The sequence below is a fragment of the Priestia sp. P5_B4 genome, assembly GCF_056400385.1.
On sequence record NZ_JBFULJ010000492.1, the window covers coordinates 1 to 2,828 of the forward strand.

The 2,828-nt window shown below is 42.1% G+C and carries 3 protein-coding genes; all 3 read left to right on the plus strand.

Annotated features, from left to right (window positions below):
* Window positions 1-977 (plus strand): acyl-CoA dehydrogenase family protein (locus tag AC1DRF_RS21800; RefSeq protein ID WP_477741679.1); only part of this gene is annotated, 977 nt, incomplete at its 5' end.
* Complete coding sequence (locus tag AC1DRF_RS21805) at window positions 955-1,728, plus strand: SDR family oxidoreductase (protein ID WP_427076547.1); 774 nt, start codon at window positions 955-957, stop codon at window positions 1,726-1,728. The genes AC1DRF_RS21800 and AC1DRF_RS21805, both read left to right, overlap by 23 nt.
* 19 nt (window positions 1,729-1,747) lie before the next feature.
* Window positions 1,748-2,828, plus strand: a 1,081-nt coding sequence (locus AC1DRF_RS21810) for an AMP-binding protein (RefSeq protein WP_477741680.1), incomplete at its 3' end; no start/stop codon positions are given.

Sequence of the window (2,828 nt, forward strand, 5' to 3'; positions counted from 1 at the left end):
CTATTATTGGACCAGAAGCTTTTAACTGCGGAGCTCCTGACACCGGCAATATGGAAGTACTGGTTCGATACGGAACGTCCGAACAAAAAGAAAAATGGCTAAAGCCGCTGTTAAATGGAGACATTCGCTCCTGCTTTTCTATGACAGAACCGGATGTAGGTTCTTCTGATGCCACAAACATTCAGTGCAGTATTGTAAGAGAAGGCGATGAATATGTGATCAACGGAAGAAAATGGTGGTCTTCAGGTGCGGGAGATCCTCGCTGCAAAATTGCTATTGTCATGGGAAAAAGCGATTTTAACGCATCTAAATATGAACAGCAGTCTATGATTCTAGTTCCTTTAAATACGCCAGGAGTTAAAATTGAACGAATGCTGCCAGTCTTTGGATACGATCACGCCCCTCATGGACATGCTGAAATTCATTATGACAATGTGCGTGTGCCAGCGTCTAATATGCTTTTAGGCGAAGGAAAAGGGTTTGCTATTGCTCAAGGCAGATTGGGGCCTGGACGTATTCATCACTGCATGCGTTTAATAGGAGCAGCGGAAAGAGCGCTTGAAGAATTATGTAAGCGTATTCAAAACCGTTCTGMGTTTAATAAGTTGCTTTCTCAGCAAGGGGTTATTCAAGAATGGGTGGCAGAATCGCGTATTGAAATTGAGCAAGCTCGCTTATTAACATTAAAAGCTGCTTATATGATGGACACAGTTGGAAATAAAAAAGCGCGGAAAGAAATTGCTATGATTAAAGTAATGGCTCCTGCTATGGCTTTAAAAGTCATTGATCGCGCTATTCAAGCATTTGGAGCAGCAGGTGTTTCAGAAGACACGCCGCTTGCGGCACTTTGGGCAAATGCTCGCACTCTTCGCCTCGCTGATGGTCCAGACGAAGTGCACAAAGCACAACTTGCAAGACTTGAGCTAAAACCCTATCAAGAAAAGGAGGCAACCTATGCACATAAAGGATTTGTTTGATTTAACTGGGAAAACAGCTATTATTACCGGCGGAGGCAGAGGATTAGGAGAACAAATGGCAGAAGGGCTTGCAGAGGCAGGGGCAAATATTGTTCTATGTTCGAGAAAAAAAGAAGCATGTCAGCAAGTGGCCGATCGATTGGCCCGCCTCGATGTAAAAACGCTCGCCTTAACTTGCGACATCAGTCAGCCTGAAGATATTAAAAATGTCGTGCACCAAACAATTGAAACATTTGGACGTATTGATATCTTAATTAATAACAGCGGAGCTACGTGGGGTGCTCCGGTTGAAGAAATGCCTCTTGAAGCATGGCAAAAAGTGATGAATGTTAATGTTACAGGAACGTTTTTAATGGCCCAAGAAGCTGGAAAAGAAATGATTAAACAAAAAGCTGGCAAGATTATTAACATTGCTTCAATTGCCGGTCTTGGAGGAACAGATCCTCAGTACATGGATACAATCGGGTACAACACGAGTAAAGGAGCGGTCATTACGTTTACGAAAGATTTAGCCGTCAAATGGGGACAGCATAATATTCAAGTTAATGCGATTGCGCCTGGATTTTTCCCTACTAAAATGTCAGGTGCGATTATGGAACAAGGCAAAGATTATTTTCTAAGTCAAACTCCTTTAAAACGCTTTGGCTCCGAAGCTGATTTGAAAGGGGCAGCTGTTTTTCTTGCTTCTGCAGCGTCTAATTATATTACGGGAGATGTTCTGACAGTAGACGGTGGAGTTCATGCTATGTGAATAAGAAAGGAGTAACTTGATGGAAGACGTTAAAAAATGGTTTACACCTTATCCAGAAGCCTACACTCATGACATTCACATCGAAGATATTTCACTATTTGATATGCTGAAAGAAACAGCCGAACGTTATCCTGCTCACACAGCAACGCGCATGTATCAGCATACGTTAACGTACCAGGAGCTGTATCACTCAGTTCGGGTATTTGCAGGAGCACTGCAGAAAAAAGGGATTAAAAAAGGAGATCGTGTAGCGATTATGCTGCCAAACTGTCCGCAATATATAATAAGCTATTTTGGCATTGTAGCAGCGGGCGGCATTGTCACTCAGGTCAACCCTATGCTTGTCGAACAAGAGCTAGAGCATATTTTAAACGATTCCGGGGCAAAAAAAATCATTATACTCGATGATTTTTATACGAGACTTCAAGAAATAAGAAACCGCGTTGATATAGAAGAAGCGATAACTGTAAGCTTGCAAAAACCTTTTGTTCCTGCATCACCAGACCTTTCCTTCCTAGATTTTTTAACCATAAAACATGAATTTAATCAGCCGGTCATTCATCCAGCACACGATATTGCTGTTCTTCAGTATACGGGAGGAACGACCGGACCATCTAAAGGTGCGATGCTTACACATACAAACATTTACACAAACGCAGTTCAATCATACGAAATATTTAAGCATGATATTGAATTAGGAAAAGAAAAATGCTTAACCGTTATTCCATTGTTTCACGTATTTGGCATGACTTCCTGTATGCATTTATCGATTCTTTGCGGAAATGAAATATTGCTATTGCCGCGTTTTGATTTGGAAGAAGTACTAAATACAATAAAAAAAGAGCAGCCTAGTATTTTTCCCGGTGTCCCAACTATGTATGTTGCTATTACCAATCATCCTCAGGCAGAAGAATACAACATCGAAAGTATTCGCATCTGCAACAGCGGCAGTGCGCCGATGCCTGTTGAGCTGATGAAAGAGTTCGAACGAAAAACGGGCGCTAAAGTGTTAGAAGGGTACGGATTATCAGAAGCATCTCCTGTGACGCACTGCAACCTGCCGTTTTGTGAGAGAAAGCCAGGTACAGTCGGACTTGGCG